This is a genomic window from Tenacibaculum sp. AWR4_210 (assembly GCF_056160945.1).
Window position 1 is genome coordinate 178,825 of the sequence record NZ_JBSWYF010000008.1, and the last position, 18,092, is coordinate 196,916.

15 protein-coding genes are annotated in these 18,092 nt (G+C 39.3%); 6 read left to right on the forward strand and 9 right to left on the reverse strand.

Annotated features, from left to right (window positions below; translation table 11 throughout):
- Window positions 1-33 precede the first annotated feature (33 nt).
- The 3 genes from ACXAG7_RS15570 to ACXAG7_RS15580 all read right to left on the reverse strand — a co-directional run bounded on the left by ACXAG7_RS15570 (window position 34) and on the right by ACXAG7_RS15580 (window position 3,374).
- A complete protein-coding gene (locus tag ACXAG7_RS15570) occupies window positions 34-666 on the reverse strand; it encodes a ParB N-terminal domain-containing protein (protein WP_408044297.1) in 633 nt (210 codons plus the stop codon).
- Window positions 632-1,810: a DUF3440 domain-containing protein gene (locus tag ACXAG7_RS15575; RefSeq protein ID WP_476667395.1), complete on the reverse strand. Its 1,179-nt coding sequence runs from the start codon at window positions 1,808-1,810 to the stop codon at window positions 632-634. Before ACXAG7_RS15575 ends, ACXAG7_RS15570 begins: the two co-directional genes overlap by 35 nt.
- Window positions 1,811-1,997: 187 nt before the next feature.
- Window positions 1,998-3,374: a DNA recombination protein RmuC gene (locus ACXAG7_RS15580; RefSeq protein ID WP_408044295.1), complete on the reverse strand. Its 1,377-nt coding sequence runs from the start codon at window positions 3,372-3,374 to the stop codon at window positions 1,998-2,000.
- A gap of 103 nt (window positions 3,375-3,477) precedes the next feature.
- Here ACXAG7_RS15580 and ACXAG7_RS15585 point away from each other — a divergent pair, with 103 nt between their 5' ends.
- Window positions 3,478-4,011, forward strand: coding sequence for a 1-acyl-sn-glycerol-3-phosphate acyltransferase (locus ACXAG7_RS15585; RefSeq protein WP_408044294.1), 534 nt, complete (start codon window positions 3,478-3,480; stop codon window positions 4,009-4,011).
- Between the two features lie 394 nt (window positions 4,012-4,405).
- Here ACXAG7_RS15585 and ACXAG7_RS15590 read toward each other — a convergent pair whose 3' ends face one another.
- The 4 genes from ACXAG7_RS15590 to ACXAG7_RS15605 form a co-directional block, all read right to left on the reverse strand.
- Window positions 4,406-7,207, reverse strand: coding sequence for a TonB-dependent receptor (locus tag ACXAG7_RS15590; protein ID WP_476667396.1), 2,802 nt, complete (start codon window positions 7,205-7,207; stop codon window positions 4,406-4,408).
- A 121-nt stretch (window positions 7,208-7,328) separates the two neighbouring features.
- Window positions 7,329-10,247 carry a TonB-dependent receptor gene (locus ACXAG7_RS15595; protein WP_476667397.1) on the reverse strand — a complete coding sequence of 973 codons (2,919 nt, stop codon included), beginning with the start codon at window positions 10,245-10,247 and terminating at the stop codon, window positions 7,329-7,331.
- 17 nt (window positions 10,248-10,264) lie between these two features.
- On the reverse strand, window positions 10,265-11,278 hold the full coding sequence (locus tag ACXAG7_RS15600; RefSeq protein WP_408044291.1) for a FecR family protein: 1,014 nt from the start codon (window positions 11,276-11,278) through the stop codon (window positions 10,265-10,267).
- A 76-nt stretch (window positions 11,279-11,354) separates the two neighbouring features.
- Window positions 11,355-11,921, reverse strand: coding sequence for an RNA polymerase sigma factor (locus ACXAG7_RS15605; RefSeq protein WP_408044290.1), 567 nt, complete (start codon window positions 11,919-11,921; stop codon window positions 11,355-11,357).
- 157 nt (window positions 11,922-12,078) lie between these two features.
- On the opposite strand from ACXAG7_RS15605, the gene ychF reads away from it, so the two are divergent.
- Both ychF and ACXAG7_RS15615 read left to right on the forward strand, forming a co-directional pair.
- Window positions 12,079-13,170, forward strand: coding sequence for a redox-regulated ATPase YchF (ychF, locus tag ACXAG7_RS15610; RefSeq protein ID WP_408044289.1), 1,092 nt, complete (start codon window positions 12,079-12,081; stop codon window positions 13,168-13,170).
- Between the two features lie 91 nt (window positions 13,171-13,261).
- Window positions 13,262-13,933 (forward strand): DUF2461 domain-containing protein, encoded by a 672-nt coding sequence (locus ACXAG7_RS15615; protein ID WP_476667398.1) that lies wholly within the window; start codon window positions 13,262-13,264, stop codon window positions 13,931-13,933.
- Between the two features lie 6 nt (window positions 13,934-13,939).
- Here the strand turns inward: ACXAG7_RS15615 and ACXAG7_RS15620 are convergent, their stop codons facing one another.
- The gene (locus tag ACXAG7_RS15620; RefSeq protein WP_408044287.1) at window positions 13,940-15,271 is read right to left on the reverse strand and encodes an MATE family efflux transporter; all 1,332 of its coding nucleotides are present in this window, start codon (window positions 15,269-15,271) and stop codon (window positions 13,940-13,942) included.
- 111 nt (window positions 15,272-15,382) lie between these two features.
- Between ACXAG7_RS15620 and ACXAG7_RS15625 the strand changes: the two genes are divergently transcribed.
- Genes ACXAG7_RS15625 through ACXAG7_RS15635 form a run of 3 tightly spaced genes read left to right on the forward strand, consistent with a single transcriptional unit; the run spans window position 15,383 to window position 17,531 of the window.
- The gene (locus ACXAG7_RS15625) at window positions 15,383-15,781 is read left to right on the forward strand and encodes an acyl-CoA thioesterase (protein ID WP_408044286.1); all 399 of its coding nucleotides are present in this window, start codon (window positions 15,383-15,385) and stop codon (window positions 15,779-15,781) included.
- Between the two features lie 3 nt (window positions 15,782-15,784).
- Window positions 15,785-16,903: a DEAD/DEAH box helicase gene (locus ACXAG7_RS15630; protein ID WP_476667399.1), complete on the forward strand. Its 1,119-nt coding sequence runs from the start codon at window positions 15,785-15,787 to the stop codon at window positions 16,901-16,903.
- Between the two features lies 1 nt (window position 16,904).
- Complete coding sequence (locus ACXAG7_RS15635; RefSeq protein ID WP_408044284.1) at window positions 16,905-17,531, forward strand: trimeric intracellular cation channel family protein; 627 nt, start codon at window positions 16,905-16,907, stop codon at window positions 17,529-17,531.
- Between the two features lie 2 nt (window positions 17,532-17,533).
- On the opposite strand, the gene ACXAG7_RS15640 is transcribed toward ACXAG7_RS15635, so the two are convergent.
- Window positions 17,534-17,968, reverse strand: a complete 435-nt coding sequence (locus tag ACXAG7_RS15640) for a hypothetical protein (protein WP_408044283.1) — start codon at window positions 17,966-17,968, stop codon at window positions 17,534-17,536.
- Window positions 17,969-18,092: the final 124 nt, after the last annotated feature.

The window sequence follows — 18,092 nt, forward strand, 5'->3', positions numbered from 1 at the left end:
CTTTTTTTATGCTAGAGCATATTTAGGGTAAAGTTACTTCCAAGATTTTGAAAACGCTTTATTTTTAAAGAGCTCACCGAGACCACTGAACTGACTTAGGCGCAGTACTTCATCAGCATCCATACCGAGTGCACTCATGATTTTTTCCGTAGTCCAACCGTTGGCATACAAGGTTTGAACAGCATAACTCATTTCGGTTATTTGATGTTTACCGCGGGCTCTATTGTGTCGAATACTAGCTACGATTTGTTCACTTAAATCGATATCTAATTGAACGACGGGGACACATTTCTGTAAACGTTCCAACAGTGTTTTGTTCTTCTTAATCAATTGAAATCGGTGGTAGCCATCGATGAGTTGAAAGTAACCATCTGTATTTTTAGTGACCACTAAGGGAGCTGTCAATCCGTGTTGTAGCATGGACTGTAGTAAGAGTTTTTTTTCTACCGAAGCCATTTTGTTGGGGTTGTAATTGTTGGCCTTTATTTGCTGATAGGGAACCCATAAGACAGCAGCAATGGGTTCTGTATTCAGCGGTGTACAGAAATTTTTAATTTGCGCCTCCAAGCGACAGCGCTCTAGGTTTGATATAGAGGTTAGTTCGTGAACCGTTTTGAGTAGCTGGATAACTTTATTTTGATTCAGGTTTTTTGTAGAGTTTTTCATAGGTTGTTTTCGTTTGGTTAAAACCGAGACTGGTGCACCACCAATCATTTTTGATAAGACATTTACAGATGCGTCTCCAGGATGGAATTTTTCCGGTGTTTTCTAACTGTAGATTAGCTTGATCTGGAATCAATTGGATTGGAAACCCTCGAGTACTCCACCATTGCAAGAATATGGTAATTTTTTGGTGGTAGTGTTTTTTTGAGATCTCAGGCATCGAATGCAGTAGTATACTACAGTATTTTTTCCATGTAGTATTTGGAGGAAGCTGCACTTTTCTGCGGCCCAATAAGGCCGTTTTACTGTACATGGCGCCAAAATTTGCTCCTGCAACTCTGAGCAGTAGCTTATTCCATGTTTCAGGTTCTATTAATTGATAAAATTTTAGGCCTAAACGCTGACTGTCACCGTAGGGCTGACACACACGCATGAGGTGTAAGGAAAGTCCACAGCGATACAGTGCATCGTACAAAGCGTTGTAAGGAATGTCAAACTTTCCGGTATATTTCCATATGTCTTCTGTAGTCCAATCGTAAATGGGGTAGGAGAAAATTAAGTAATCACTACTTCGACTGAGCCAGTTTTTTCCTTTCCATCCGGGGCGTTTTACGGAGATGAATCGGTGAAGGCTTTCGTTGGCTCGAATCCCTAATAAGCAAGAACAGGATTTCTTGCCGGCGAACCACTGTCCCCATTTGTAAACAAAATCTTCGAACTCCATACCAAATTTGAAAAAAGGATAGTGATCTATCGAGCTAATCACCGCTTTATGTTTTGGCATTGGTCGGACCCAGTTATTTTTCTCCTCAGGATCCCAGCATCGCCAGTGCGGTTGGAAAACACTGACTGAATTGCGCAAGTTTAAGGGCAGGCAAACCCAATGTAATCGTATAGCCGGATCGTTGAGGGCAACCGCTTCAATGTGCTGAATGGTACATTGGTATTGAGCTTCCAAGTCAATAAAGAGTACATCTAAGGGAACTCTGCCTAGTTTTTTAGCAATTCTGATGGCTATATCAAGCATGACAGTACTGTCTTTTCCACCGCTGAAAGCGAGGTAAACCTTGGGGAACTTTTTGAAAACTTCGTGAATTCGAAGTTTTGCTTGTTGGTAGACGTTTGAATTAGAGTATTCTTTTGGCATGAAAAAACTGCTGTTTGAGTGAGGGGGCACTAAGTGTAATTTCGGCTACTAATGACCCCGTATTACTTATAAAAGTATAGGAAAAGAACAGCTACAAAGTGATGGATGTAATAAATGGGAAGTTTTGTGATATTTGCATAAAAAAAGCCCGATAGATATCGGGCTTGGTAGCTGTGGTATTTTTAGCTTATTCTTCTTCGTTTGCACGTTGAATGATCTTTTCAGGCAGTGCCTTTTTTGCTTTGGCTCCCATCTTTTTTAGTTTTTCAACACTGGTAATGAGGTTACCACGACCTTCCACGAGTTTGTTCATGGCCGCACTGTAGTCTGTTTTAGTGGCATCTATCTTTTTACCGATATTGATCAGGTCTTTTAAGAGTCCTTCAAATTTGTCGTAAAGAGCACCTGCTTGACGCGCAATTTCAAGAGCATTTCGCTGTTGTTTTTCGTTGTTCCACATCGTATCGATGGTTCGCAAAGTAGCGAGCAAGGTAGTTGGAGTAACGATAACGATATTTCGCTCAAAAGCTTTGTTGTAGAGTGTGTTGTCTTGGTTTAAGGCAACGGCAAAAGCCGGTTCAATAGGAACGAATAACAGGACAAAATCGGGTGAGGTGATTTTGTAAATGTCTTCGTATTTCTTTTCAGAAAGTTGCTCGACGTGACGCTTTAAGGAATTCAGATGTTCTTTTACAAAGCGTTCTTTATCTTGATCGTTATCGCTGTTTACGTATTGCTCATAGGCCGTTAGTGAAACTTTTGAATCCACGACCATTTTTTTATTATCAGGAAGGTGGATTACGACGTCGGGAAGAATTCGCTTGCCTTCGTCATTGGTGAACGATTGCTGAACAAAATATTCGCGATCTTTTTCCAGTCCAGATTTTTCAAGTACGCGTTCTAATACCAATTCTCCCCAGTTTCCTTGGGTTTTGCTGTCTCCTTTTAACGCTTTCGTGAGGTTTAGCGTCTCTTTACTCATTTGAGCATTCAGTTCTTTTAAGCCTAGCAATTGCTCTTTGAGGGCAGAGTGCATTGAAATACTCTCTTTTTGACTGTCTTCGACCTTTTTTTCAAAGGTCTGAATTTTATCCTGTAGCGGATTCAGTATGTTTTTAAGGTTTTCTTTGTTTTGTTCTGTAAACTTGGTCGATTTTTCATCGAGTATCTTATTTGCCAAATTCTCGAATTCCTTACTAAACTTTTCTTGAAGTTGGTTTACCTCTTCTTTATTCTCATTGAGCTTTATTTGTAAATTTTTGAGCTCTTCCGTTTTTTGAGCTAGAGTAATAGCTCCAAACTCTTTTTCTCTCCTCAAAGCTTGATTTTCTTTGTTAAAGGCTTCGAGGCGTTGGCTAAACTCCTTTTTCTGTTCTTGGAAGCTGCGCTCTTTTTCTTGATTGATCAATAGCTCTTTATCGAGTTGCGCTTGTAAATTTCGCAGTTGATTGTCAAGATCATCAGTTGCTTTTTTTAAGGATAGTTTTCCAGAGAGTTGCCCTATAATATATCCTAATACAAGAGCAGTAATCGCAGTGATAAGTACGATAATTGTGGTGTTCATTAAAAATAGTTAATTTAGTAGTTACGCAAATATAGGGCAAGTTATGCTAAAAATATTTGTTATTATTACTGAAAACCGTATCATTGAAGTTTATTTGTAAGAAATGATTTCTAAGTTTATTTATACCAAAATTTTAGGGTGGAAGCTCGTTGGAGAATTTCCAAAGGATTTAAAGAAGTATGTTGTAATTGGTGCCCCTCACACCAGTTGGAAGGATTTTCCTATTGCGATTTTGGGTCGTAATACTTGGGGTGTGAAGATCAATTTTATCGGGAAGAAGGCCTTGTTTAAACCGCCATTCGGTTTTATTTTTCGTTGGTTAGGTGGTTCTCCTGTCGATCGAACCAAAAGTTCTAATAAAGTAGATGCCATCGTCGATGTGTTTAATAAAAATGAGGAATTTCGTCTGGCATTATCGCCCGAAGGAACACGTCAAAAAGTAGATAAGTGGAAAACAGGATTTTACTACATCGCCAAAGGAGCAGGTGTTCCTATAATCATGTTTACCTTGGATTTTGGTCGCAAACAAATGGCTGTATCAGAGCCGTTTTACCCGACCGATGATATGGAGGCTGATTTTAAAGTATTTCACGATTTTTACAAGGATGTAAAAGGCGCTAAGCCCGAATTGTTTTAGTAGCAGCGGAGATCGCTTTCCGGATCTATAGCACACGAGTCGGTTGTAACTGCAGTCGCATATACAAGTTTGCTAATACCTTTTTGTTCTCTATTTTAATGCCGTTACCAGTAGGTGAGAGGCAACTTCTTGTGCTTGCTATTCAGGTAGCACTACTTGGATATATCAACCAATTACAATGCTTATAGTTAGCGTGATGGAGCTCCTGGAGGTCACTTGAAGTTGGTAAGCTATGAGGGTATTGGAATAGTAGCGGGTACTATTCATAAGTACTAGGGAGGCTATTGCTGTTTTACGAGGAAAATACAAGCAAAGAAAAACCTCAGAGAAGGGGAATCAAAGCTCTGAGGTTGTGTATATATTTCAGAAAATATATAATGAAAACAATTAAATTCTAAAATCTGTAGTTCACCGAAAGGTTAAACATAGATCCCAATTGACTAAAGTGGTACCCATCATAGGTCATTTGTGAATAACGTTGGTTAAACGTAATCAAGTTCGACTGGGTTTTTACCTGAGCAGGATCGTTTAAGATGGCTTGTCCAGCAGCATTTTCTGCTTTAAAGCTCCATTCTGGTAATACGTTTAGTATGTTATTGGCATTGAACGAAACTGTCCAATTTTTATCTATGTTGTAGTTAACTCCTAAATCTGTTACGATTTTTGGAGTGAATTCGGTTCTTAGGTTGCTGTCTAACCCTTGTTGCTTAAAGGTAGTTTTACCAAAATAGGTGTTGTTTAATGAGAAACCGAATTTACCGATATCATAAGTTGCACCTAAAATCCATTTTGTTCTTGGTCGAGAGGTAAAAAACAACGCTTCTTGAGTTGCGTTTACTACAGATTGACCAGCATCAGCAACGATTTTTGGGTTTTTAACCGCACCGTCACGTTCATTGGTAATGGTGTAGTTACCAGATAAGTTTAGCCCAACTTTTCCTGGCCCAATTTCCCAGTTTTTATAGCTAAATACAAAATCTAAACCAGCTGTTTTGGTATCAATTGCATTTACAAAGAAACTTAAATCACTTAAGTTGTTGGCATTTAAAATTTGATCTAGAGCCGTTCCGCCTCCAGAGGTTCTCCCAATTTCGGTACTCAACACAATACGATCGTCTACAGCAATGTGGTAGTAATCAATTGTAAAAGAGAAGTTTTTAAAGGGCTTACCACCAATACCTACTGTAAAGTTTGTCGATTCTTCGGCCTTTAACTTAGGGATTCCGAGTAAACGTGCCTGTGGAGATACGTTGTTTACAAAACCACCGCGTTGGATTCCTGAACCAGGAACAAAGCTAAACTGCGTTTTTTGGGTGTATATTTGATGTAACGTAGGGGCTCTGAATCCTGTTGATACAGATCCTCTTAAGGTATATTTATCATCTGCAAATTTGTAACGCGAACTCGCTTTCCAAACAAAAGTACTTCCAAAATCAGAATAGTTTTCAGCACGTACCGTTCCGTTGATTAGGAAATCTTTGTTGATATCCCAGGCTAGGTCAAAATATCCACCGAGGTTGTAACGATTAAATTTACCTGAATTTTCTGGTCGGTTACCAGCAAATGAGTCTGCACCGTTTCCTTCGTAAGAAGCTAGGGCTCCTTCAATAATTTCAAAATTTTCTGTTCTAAACTCACTACCAAATGCGATAGATACGTGGTCTGAAAGTACTTTAGAGATATCGATGTTTCCTACAATATGACTAAATGATGTTCCTCCTGGGTCAAAGCTAATAGGGCTGTTTTCACGGTATTTGTTCCCCTGACTCGACAACTCACCTGGATCTACGACTCCGTTGTTGTTGGCATCAGTCCAAGTAGCTGTCGTGGGGATGCTTGAGGGATTATGTGAATTGTTTACCGAGTAGGTTTGCATGTTACCACCAAAAGTGGCACTTACATCTACATTCCATCCGTTTAATTTAGATTTAAAGCCTAACGTGGCATTGTAATCGTTGAGGTCACCTTCAAAAGTTGGAACATACCCGTCGTAGCCTCCAGGGTTACTAGGATGGCTTCCTGGGAATAAGTTCGCTAAATAAGGATAGTCTTGAATATCTCTCCAATACGGAGTACGATAGTTGGCAAAACTGTTTACCTTTTTGTATACGTAGGCAGCGTTAAAATACAGTTCGCTTTCTTTTTTGAAATCTAAAGCACCGTTAACTAAGAATTTAGCAGCGGTTGTTTCTGGTGATCCATTGATGTTTCCGGCATCTGGACGTCGGCTTAGAAAAGATCTGATGTCGGCTAAAGTTTCTCCCGGACGAGTTCCACCAAAGTCAGCAAATTCTCCTTCTGCATCAACAGTACCCGGTCTGTTTGCTAAAGCTGTTTTAGAAAAGTCAACTGTGTAGTTGATAAATCCTTTGTCATCACCAATTTGTGTACCGTTATTGACACTTACTCCTAACATTTCTCCATCACCTTCACCCGTGATTCCCGAGCGAAAAGTAGCAGATCCGTTCTTGTAGTCGTCCTTTAAAATGATATTCATTACCCCGGCAATGGCGTCAGATCCGTATTGAGCAGAGGCTCCATCACGTAGAATTTGAATGGTTTTAATAGCGTCTGTTGGGATTCCTGATATGTCAGCTCCTGTTTCACCGCGACCTGGAGAGGTTTGCGTGTAGAGCAGCGCACTTAGGTTTTTTCTCTTTCCGTTAATGAGAATTAAGGTTCTACTAGGTCCCATATTTCTGATTTCATAAGGGTCTAATAAGGAAGTAGCATCATTAACAGGTGTGTTTACCGTGTTGAAAGATGGAATTTTATATTGCAGAGCCTTGTCAAAAGTAGTCTGACCAGTGGCTTGTAATTCTTTCACTCCTACAATATCAACTGGTAAGGGGCTAGAGGTATTACTTCTGGCAGGAGTTCTCGATCCAGTAACGACAACTTCGTCTAGCTGAAGTCCTTCTTTTAAGGTGATGTTAAAGATCTTTTTGCCATCGACAGCAATTTCTTGAGTCTCAAAACCAGAAAAGCTAATCACTAGGATAGCGCCTTCTTTAACGGTTAAGCTAAATTTACCATTAAAGTCTGAGTTGGTTCCGTTTTGTGTCCCTTTTTCCAAGATGTTTGCTCCTGGGAGTACTTCGTTATTCGCATCTTTTACAGTTCCGGTAATCTTCATTTGAGACCAACCAAAACTACAAAAGCACAAGGCTAGAAGTAGGGTGAAAATTTGTTTCATAAATAAAGTTTTAGTTAATAATTTTGGAAGAAAATTGTTTGATTTGTATTATATTAACAATTGCCTTACGTTTTTATTAAGGTTTAAAACTTTTTTTTATACCCTGTTTTTTTTGAAAAAGTTAAAAGTTTATTAAAAATTTACTGTAGTAAAACGATCCGTTACTCCCCATTTGTACAGCATCCCAACGTCCGCCACTGTCTGTGTTTTCACCTTGTTCCGTGGGGTAGGTGTTGAATAAATTTGTGGCTCCTAATTGCAATTGATAACGGTCAGAAAATTTTAGAGTTCCGTGCAGATCCAACGTGAATTTAGGCTTGTAAGCGTCCAGTGAAGCACGGTAACGCATCAATGGAGAGAAGTTAAAATTGTCTAAGGGTTTGTTGATTTGCCAATCGATGAGTTTTACACTACTGTAATTGGTAATATTAGCACTGATGGTATATTTTGGAGTGTCCCAAGTACCATTTAAAATTAATTTGTAATTGGGGGCAGAGGCTTTTAAGAAATAACGTTCTCTGATACCAAAAAAGGTTTCAGAGTCTAGTCCTTTGGTGTTAATTTGGGTAATCTCCATCTTGTTCAAGTTTCCTAAAAAGCTCATGTTAAGTGTGTTTTTGTCGAAACTTTTATGCCAATTGAGTCGAAAATCCAATCCGTAACTAGCCGTATTTACCCCGTTGGCAAAAAATTGCACGTTTTGCACGTTAGGTGTAATCGCCGTAGCGTCAAAATTACCACTGAGTATAATTCTGTCTTTGATGAATATATAGTATGAATCCAGTGAAAGTTGAAGCGTGTTATCAAATTTATGTTGTATACCAAGACTGTAATTGACAGCCTTTTCTTCCTTCAATCGCTTTATGCCAAAAAATTGGGTGAGGGGATTGTTATTAGCGATGAGTACTGACTCTACAGGTTTGTTGTCTATGTAGTTTGTGAATTGTAAGTTGTAGTAAATTTGTGCTAAGGATGGCGCCCTGAATCCGGTACTAAAAGAAGCTCGTAATGTGGTACAAGGGTTAATTTTTAGTCTGGTCGCGAGTTTAGTATTCACCGTACTACCAAAATCACTATAGTGCTCAAAACGCAGTGCGGTGGCGAGCAACCAGTTAGAGGTAAAGTCAAATTCACTATCGATGTAAAGTCCAAAACTAGTTCGGCTTCTGGCTACTTCATTGTTTGGGGAGTACCCTGGAAATCCTTGCGAACCTCCAGGTCTAATGATACCGTTATGCGTAGGTATCAAAGAGCTTGGTGTTTGATTGGTAATTGGATTTCCATTGGTGTCATAACTCAAATACGAAGCCGGTTCTCCTGCAAAAATTTCGTAATGCTCAATTCTGTTTTCAAGACCTAAAGCGAGGTTAAAGCCGTTGAACAACGATGAAAAGTTTCGATTGAGATCGATATTCGTTGTGTTTTGACTCAAGCTATGACCCCCGGCGTCAAATTCTTTAGGAGAGTTTTGAAGCAGGGTAGCATTGAGCGTTTCTTTGATATAATAATGAAAGTAGTTCTTACCATAAGTATTGCTGAAGTCTACATTCCAAGATTTATAACTTCCTTTTAACCCAGCGGTTAGTGATTGATCTGTAATATTAGAGGTAATCAGTGGGTTAAAACCATTTGGGTATATAGCTTCTACATTTCGTTCACTTGATGCGCGTCTTGTAAAAGCATAAGCTTGCGTGTTTTTAAAGTGATATCCAGCATTGGCATAGAATTTCATCTGTTCCGAAACTTTGGCTTCTGCATTGACAAAGACGTTACTGTTCATCATGCGGGCATCTCCGTAGTTGTTCCTGACAGAGGTTCCTTGTCGAAAGGTATGGTCTCTAGAAGTAAATTCAGCCGATACGCTTACAAAGCCATCTGTACTCAATGGTGTTCCGTAGTGCATCCCGGTTTTATAGGTCAATCCATCTACTCCTTGTCGTTGGGGATTTGAGTTGTTTCCGGCGTTGTTAAATCCAAAAAATGTTTCAATCTGATTGTCTGCAGCACGGTCTTTTAGGACGACATTGATAACACCTGCAATCGCATCGGAACCGTATTGAGCCGAAGCTCCGTCTTTGAGAACTTCTATGCGTTTGATAGCCATGGCTGGTATGGCGTTTAAATCGGTTCCGGAATTACCTCTACCTCGTGTTCCGTACAAGTTAATCAACGAGGCTTGATGTCTGCGTTTTCCGTTAATCAGTACAAGAGTTTGGTCGGGGCCAAGACCGCGATAGGTGGCCGGAACTATATGGTCAGCACCGTCCGATCCTGATTGTTTGGTCGCGTTAAACGAAGGGATTTCGTTTTGAAGAAATTGGTTGATGTTGATAAACTCACTCTTGGCTTTTACCGTTGCAATATCGATGACGTCCGTTGCTACCGGAGAGTCTACTGTACGTCGTTTATTATTTCTCGACCCCACAATTAGTACTTCGTTTAGTTGAATTCCAGAGGTCATCATGACTTGGACAAAACGATCGTTAGGAGCTATGGTAACTGGCTCAAAACCGATGTGCGTAAACTGAATGGGATTGTTTTTTTGTAAATGCAATACAAAACTACCATCGGGTAAGCTAATGGTTCCGTTTTGCGTGTTTTTTTCAATGATATTTACCTTTCTGATGGGCTGGTAAAATTCGTCCAATACAATTCCGCGCATCTTTATAGGATTGTGAGGAGTATGGTCGATGCCGCGATTGATTTTTTTTGTTAGGATGCCTGTGGTAATCCCTACTTTTTTAGGGGTGTAAATAACGTAATAGTTGTTTCCGAGGTAATCAACGGAAAATGGGGTAACTTTTTTGAGTAAGTCGACCGATTTGTTTAAGTCGAGTTTTCGGAAAGGGCGGATATCAATTTGGACACCTTTTACGCTAAGTGGATTGTAGGTAAAATACACTCGGTGCTTTTCACTGATAATATCGAGTGCGTCTATGAGTTTTACCAACTGCTGTTGTTGAGCATACGACTGGAATAAGCAGCAAGTGCAGGTAATGAAAACGAGAAGAATACGTAGACCTACGAACTGCTTTATCATTAAATTGGGATTAGTGTTTAGTTCTTATAAACCACTAATTTACCATTTTCTTTTTTAATGTTGATGTTTGCAGATTTTTTTATCGCATTTAAGCAAATTGTTAAATTTGATGTAGGCACAGCACCCGTGATACGAATGTCTTTACTAGTAGGAACCTTAAAATCAAAATTTACTCCGTAGGTGTCCGATATTTTCTCTAAAGCTTGGTGTAAGGTAAGGTTATTAAACAACAGCGTTCCTTGCGTCCACGACAGGTGTTGCTCTTTACTTACAATGTGCTTATCAATGAGAATTTTCTTTTCATCTGAAGAGTATTCGATATAGTCCCCTGGAAACATTTTTTTTGAATTTCCATTATTGAGTGTCAACCAAATATTTCCCTCGTCTAAATAGACTTTCGTTTTTTCTCTGCGTGTATTGACATTAAATTCTGTTCCGTAAACTTCGACGGTAAGGTCTTTGGTGTTGACGAAAAACTTAGCTTCTTTACTAGGGAGTTTGTTCACCTTAAAAAAAGCTTCTCCTTTCATCCATATATTTCGAACGTCGTTTTTGTGATAGGTGATTTCAGAATTTGAATTCAAAGCGACTTCAGTCCCGTCGGGTAATTTGATGTTTAGGGTTTCACCAAAAGCCGTTTCATGAGTAACGAGTGCATTGTTAAGCCCGGTATAGGTTAGTACTCCAAACGATATTGCTAGCAGTATAGAAGCGGCAACTGCGAACTTCATAATACTTGGATTTTGGAAAATCCCCTTTTTCTTCTTGGCTTCTTTCTTTTGAACAGTCTTTAGCTTTGCTTCGAGCTTAGTCCATTCAACTTGTAATTTTTCTTCGCCAACGGTATCTTTTTTAAAATTGATACCGAGTAATATGTCTCTGGCTTCGTAGGCGATATCTCTCTTTAAAGGATTGTTTTTGAGCCAAAAATCCCAAAATGAAACATCCGACAATTGACTGTTAAATGCCCAATTCTTAAAAGAATCGTCATTTAAAAAATCATGAATACTATTATAGGTTTTTTTGGTCATCAAAACTTTGTAAGCTAAGGTATTTACAGATATAAGAAAAATATATTGCAAATATACTCTTTTTTCTTACGCAAATTTATGAATTTAATAATTGTAAAATAGCCATTTCTTCACGTAAGTTTTTTATCGCCTTGTGGAGCGTGTTAATGACACTTTGATAATTGATATCCATCGTTTCAGCAATTTCCTTGGCTTTGAGGTCACAGTGAAACTTTAGATAGATAACTTCACGTTGTCTTTTGGGTAGTTGGTTAATGAGTTTGGCTAGGTTTTTATCCCTAAAAGTAGTTGATTCTTGGTAGGTTATGAACTCTTCTGGTGTAAAATTGATGTCAACCATATCTTTGTCCAAGTTACGGACAATAGCGTATTTTTGGTTGCGGTTTATTTTTTTGATGATAAAACGTCTAAAGGAAGAAAATAAATAAGGTGCAATAGTGTTAAGGTCACTCAAGTTTTCTTTGTGCTCATAGATGTACACAAAAAAATCCTGTAAGGCATCTTCCGTTAAATCTTGGTCTTTAGAAATTTTTAAACCGTAGTTGTGTAAACTTGGATAAAACTTCTCAAAAAGCACTGAAAAGGCCGAAATGTCGCCCTCTTTAAGTGATTTCCATAGTATTTCATCCGATAAGTTCCTCATTGTACATCAGTTATTCTAGGCTAAAAGTAGTAAAAAAATAATTAATTCATAATAATTTGTTAAAATTAGTGTGATTTTCTCGTTGTAATCGGCGTTTAAAGTCCTATAAATAATACTATATTTGCAATCGCAAAAAAAGATCAATACTTAGAAAATAATGAAAGCAGGAATTGTAGGATTACCTAATGTTGGAAAATCAACGTTATTTAATTGTTTATCGAATGCAAAGGCACAGAGTGCGAATTTTCCATTTTGTACTATTGAACCGAATTTAGGAGTGGTAAACGTACCAGATCCGAGAATTGAGAAGTTAGAGGAGTTGGTAAATCCTGAAAAAGTAGTACCTGCTACTGTTGAAATCGTAGATATCGCAGGATTGGTGCGAGGAGCGAGTAAAGGAGAAGGATTAGGAAACCAGTTCTTAGCTAATATTCGTGAAACTGATGCTATTTTGCACGTACTTCGTTGTTTTGAAAATGACAATATTGTGCATGTTGATGGTTCTGTTGACCCTATCCGTGATAAGGAAACCATTGATATTGAGTTGCAACTTAAAGATCTGGAGGCTGTGGAAAAGCGTTTGGATAAAGTGAAGAGAGCGGCAAAGACAGGAAATAAAGAGGCTCAAAAAGAGTTGGAAGTTTTAGAAACCATCCAAAAAGCCTTGTTAGAAGGAAAGTCTGTACGTACTTTAGAATTCACTGAAAAAGAAGAAGAGTTGGTAAGTTCAATGCAGTTCATTACAGCAAAGCCTGTATTGTACGTGTGTAATGTAGACGAAGCCTCAGCTAAAGACGGAAATGAATACGTAGCTAAAGTGCGTGAAGCAGTGAAAGATGAAGATGCTGAAATTATTGTATTAGCTGTAGCTACTGAAGCAGACATCGCAGAATTAGAAGATTACGAAGAGCGCCAGATGTTCCTTGGAGATATAGGATTAGAGGAGCCAGGAGTGTCTCGATTAATTCGTTCGGCTTATTCGTTGTTAAATTTACAAACCTATTTTACTGCAGGTGTAAAAGAAGTTCGTGCTTGGACTGTTTTGGTAGGAGCAACTGCACCTCAGGCAGCAGGAGTAATTCATACGGATTTCGAAAAAGGATTTATTAGAGCAGAAGTTATCGCTTATGATGATTACGTTTCTTTTGGATCGGAAGCAAAAGTAAAAGAAGCTGGAAAGATGCGCGTAGAAGGTAAGGAATACATCGTTAAAGATGGTGATGTAATGCACTTCCGATTTAATGTTTAAGAAGTAGAAAAAAAACGATCATACTCAAAACTCTATCGAAGCTTTTCGATAGAGTTTTTTTGTACCTTTAAGCCAAATTATAAAGGAGTCTATGCAATTTAATTCAACGAGTTTTCAGTTTTTAAAAGAGTTAAGAGAAAATAATAATCGAGAGTGGTTTGCCGATCAAAAACCAGCGTATACAGAAGCGTTGGCAGCAGCAAAAGATTTTTTCAATACTGTAAAGCTGGGACTTGAACAGCACGATGAAATTGAAAAGCAGAAACTGTTTAGAATTTATAGAGATGTGCGTTTTAGTAAAGATAAAACGCCTTACAAAACACATTTTGCAGGTTCGTTTTCGAGATTGGGTGCCGCCCTTCGAGGAGGCTATTACTTACATGTAAGTCCTGGAGAAACCATGTTGGCTGGTGGATTTTGGGAACCTAACAAGGACGATTTATTACGCATACGTAAAGAATTGGAAATTGATGCGGAAGAGTTGCGTACCATTTTGGCAAGCAGTTCTTTTGTGCAACATTTCGGGGGTGTTTTAGAAGGTAATGAGCTGAAAACGGCTCCTAAAGGATTTGATAAAACCCATCCAGATATCGATTTGATTCGAAAAAAAGGCTTTGTTGCGGTTCGTCGCTTTAGTGATCAAGAAGTACTTTCTTCAACGTTTTCTGATGAAGTAGCCGCTTCGTTTGTGGCGCTACGTCCGTTTTTTGACTATATGAGTGATGTACTGACCACCAATTTAAATGGAGAGTCACTTTTGTAAAACCGTTTAAAAGTGCAGGTGCATTTTTATTTCTCTTTTTAGATAGGCATAGGTAATTCCCGTAGCTAAAATATCGGCGATGGGAAAAGAAATCCATACTCCCATAACACCGTAATATTTAGGTAATAAATACACCAGCGGAATTAAGAATACGCCCTGTTTTAACAAGGTGAGTACTAGGGCCGGAAAAGCCTTTCCTACTGCCTGAAAATAGGCTGCTCCAATGAGCTGCGTGGTGATGACAGGCGTAGCCAAAAAGGCGATAATAAGCGCCTCTGGTGTGGCTTTTAACAGGTTTTGATCATCGGTAAATACGCTTACTAGCTGGTTCGGAAACAACATAATCCCTATAAATATGATACTGGCTATGACGGTACCAAATCGTATGGAAGTATTTATCGTTTCCTTCACTCTTTGAGCATCCTGCGCTCCGTAGTTGTAACCGGCGATAGGAAGAAACCCTTGAGTTACCCCTAATACAGGAAATAAAGCGAACATCATAACCCTGTTAATAATACCGTAAACAGCAATGGCCGTTTCTCCACCATAGCGAAAAAGGCTGTAGTTTAAGATGATTATTAAAAGGCTAATCGTCCCTTGTCGGATAACGGTAATGCCACCCAAAGCCACGATTTGGCGAACGAGGTGCTTTCGCAATAACAAATCTCGGAAGGTGATGCGTAATTCGTTGTGTTTAGAGATAAAGAAAAAGATGACAAACCCGCCGCTAACACCGTAAGAAATAGCAGTGGCTAAACCGGCTCCCATCATTCCTAAGGGGTATATTTTAATAAATAGAATATCTAATATTATGTTTGATATTGCCGGTAATATCAGTGTATACATAGCGAAGTTGGGTTTCCCCATAGCGCGTATCAACGGGTTACCCATCATGGCAAAAGCCAGTAGCGGAACGCCCCATATAATGGTGTGGAAATAGTCGGTTGCAGGAGCGCTAATAGCACCTTTAGCTCCGAATATTTGCAAGAGCGGGAAACAAAAGAACGTTCCGAGGAATACAAAGGAAAATGAAAGGAGGAGTGTTAAGCTAATTTGATTGCCAAAGACAGTCGTTGCCACTGCGCGGTCTCCTTTTCCTAAAGCTCTTGAAATGACCGAGCTACCACCGATTCCAATTCCCATACCGATGGAGGAAATGAAAAAAGCAATGGGTAGTACCACCGTAATGGCGGCAATGGCCATGACGCCTATCCACTGTCCGACAAAAATGGTGTCGACAATCATATTTAAAGACATGACCAATATTCCAACGGACGCCGGAATGGCCTGTTTTAGTAAGAGTTTACTGATGTTTTCTGTTCCGAATTTCTGTGTCAAGTCAAGGGGGGATTTTTGCTAATCGAAGCAATATCTCAATTTTTTGAAGATTGACACAAATATTAAGTTACTTTTAAGTAATAATTAACATCAATGAATTAAGTTTGCCCCATGAATTATTTTGAGCATAAAGTACAGGTGAAACCTGAGCATATCGACGTATATAATCACGTAAATAACGTGGTGTATGTGCAGTGGATTCAGGATATTGCCGATGCGCATTGGAATCTCTTAACCGAAGGGAAAGGTGCATTGGATTATGCTTGGTTTGTGGTGAAACACGAAATAAACTACAAGCAACAAGCTGTTGTCCACGATGATTTACTAGTAAAAACATGGATTGGCGAAACTGGAGGTGTAAAATCAGTTCGTCATGTAGAAATTTACAGGGATTCTGTTTTGTTAGTAAGTTCGCAAACTACTTTTTGCCTCATTGATTTAGCCACTAAAAAACCGCGCAGAGTTACAGCGGATGTATTGGCATTATTGGTACCTTCAAAAAACAGTTAGAACATGAGTAAATTTAAGGAGTTAGGAGTCGCAGCCTCATATGTAAAAGGCTTAACTGAATTAGGGATTCAAGAGCCCACAGAAATCCAAGAAGCAATTATTCCGTATTTGTTAAATAATGCTGCCGATTTGGTGGGGCTGGCACAAACGGGGACGGGGAAAACAGCCGCCTTTGGACTGCCATTGCTCAATCGTATTGATACGGATAAAAAAGAGATACAAGCGCTAATTTTGACTCCAACACGCGAGTTGGCACAGCAGGTAAAACACCAGTTATTTAAATATACCAAGTACGTGCCTGAACGCATTTTTATGGAAGCTGTTTTTGGTGGAGAGAAAATAGCAAAACAAATCGCGAATTTGCAACGTACCACGCATGTGGTTGTCGCGACACCAGGAAGGTTAATCGATCTTATAGAGCAAGGAGCAATAAATTTAAAGCAGCTCGATGTACTCGTTTTGGACGAAGCAGATGAGATGTTGAGTATGGGCTTCAAAGAAGACCTACAACGCATTCTGCGCTATACGCCGAAAACTAAGCACACCTGGCTTTTCTCAGCGACGATGCCTGAAGCTGTTTCGGGAATTATAAAAAAGTACCTACAACCAGAGGCTAAGCAGGTGCGAATTAGCAAACCTTTGGAGGTAAATAAAAATATCAGTCATCTTTATATTACTACGCCATCGGCAAAGAAGACGGCAGTCTTGACGCGTTATTTGCAAAAACATCAAAAACAACGCGGTATCGTTTATGCCAGGACCAAGGCGGGAGCGCAGCGCATAGCTACAGCCTTAAAAGAGCGAGGCCTTTCAGTGGAAGCTTTGGAAGGTGGTATGCAGCAACGAGAACGCGATAAGGTGATGCGTATGTTTAAAAAAGGCAGTATTCAAACCTTGATTTCTACTGATGTTTCGTCGAGAGGAATCGATGTAAGTAAGTTAGATTTTGTATTTCATTATCAATTGCCAGAACAAGATGCCGTGTATACACACCGAAGTGGTCGTACGGCTCGAGCAGGATCAAAAGGGGTTTCTATAGTGTTGGCGACGAATAAAGACCGAGGAGTACTCGACAGGTTGTCAAGAACTTTACAAATAACGTTTAAAGAGTTTAGCTTTTAAAATGGATATCATTTATAGTATCGATATTATCGGAACTTTTGCTTTTGCTATCAGTGGCGCACTGGTTGCCATGAAAAAAGAGTTTGATGTATTTGGTGTTATCATAATAGCCTTTGTAACGGCTGTTGGTGGTGGGATGATGCGAGACGTGCTCATCAATGCACATCCGATTAATTGGATTGGGGATATTAACTACATCTGGACAATTTTAACAGCGGTGGTCTTTACCTTCCTTTTCCGAAGCAAAATCGCCCCGCTGCGTCGAACGATGTTTTTGTTTGATACTATCGGAATTAGTGTGTTTACCTTATTGGGACTTCAAAAAGGGTTGAATTACGATTTGCACCCTTTTGTAGCATTAGTTATGGGAATGGTTTCTGCTGTATTTGGAGGCGTTATCAGAGATGTGCTCACGCGAAAAGTTCCGTTGATTTTTAAAAAAGAAATCTACGCCTCGGCCTGTTTATCAGGGGGCGTAGTGTATTTGTTATTAGGCTATGCTGAGGTACATGAAGACCTTCAGTTTATAACTTCTGCCTTGGTTATTATTTTAATTAGGACAGTTGCTGTAGTCAAAGAATACGAGTTGCCTAAAATAACCAAAGATCTCTTTACGAAAGCTTCTTAAGTTTAGCGCAGCCAAGATTTTTGAATACTTGTTTTCGAAAAATAGTACAGCAATAAACCGATGGCAACAACCGTGAGCGGCATGATGGCTGCCACGGGGCCGAATATTTCTAAACTATTACTCACAAAGAGGTTGTAGTACATTTGAACTACGATGCCTACCATGGAGAGTAGAAATAGTTGCTGAGCAAATCTTTTGCGCAGCACCAAACTCACACAGCCCAAGAAACCAGCAAACACAGCAATCGCAAATGCTGCCATGGCCCAAGTAGGCGTAGCTTCGATCAGTTTGAGCTGTTCAGCGGTATACATGGAAGTAAAGGTGGCTGTTTTATATACTTGCTGTATGTAGGCATTGACCCCCATAGCATTCCAGAACAGTGATACAATTGCAATTACCCAAAAGTACAACGGGGGTTTTGTTTCAGTTTTTGTCATGATTACGATTGGTTTAGTTACTTAAATTTACGTTGATTGTACGGTAATTCAAAAAATATTTTGAGCTATTGAAAATCTCCTAGTGTAGAAAAAAGTGTTTTCAATTGTCTTTTTGATGTTGTTG